General features: G+C 70.3%; 1 protein-coding gene. It reads right to left on the bottom strand.

What is annotated here, in order from left to right; all coding sequences use genetic code 11:
- Positions 1 to 215 (bottom strand): putative T7SS-secreted protein (locus E0702_RS16880; protein WP_205742024.1); only part of this gene is annotated, 215 nt, incomplete at its 3' end.
- Positions 216 to 286: the final 71 nt, after the last annotated feature.

Genomic DNA, 286 nt, shown 5'->3' on the forward strand with positions numbered 1-286 from the left:
TCCATTTCGTCGACCTCGGCACCCATCCGGTTCGCGACGGACCGGGACTTCTCCCGGACCCAGTCCGCCCCGGACTCCCAGCCGGCGTCCTCCAGCCGGTCGCCGGTCCAGTTCCCGGCGTCCTCGACCCGGTCACCGACCCACTCGACACCGTCCTCGACCGTGTCCTCGACGACGTCGGGCGTGATGTCCCGGACGAAATCCCCGATCCCCATGACCTAGTTCCCCCCGTCCTGCCCCTGCTGTCCCGCCCGCTCCTCCGGTGAAGGCCCGAACGCCTCGTCCA

Source organism: Halomonas marinisediminis (assembly GCF_004347715.1).
In the GTDB taxonomy this organism is placed as follows: Bacteria; Pseudomonadota; Gammaproteobacteria; order Pseudomonadales; family Halomonadaceae; genus Halomonas; species Halomonas icarae.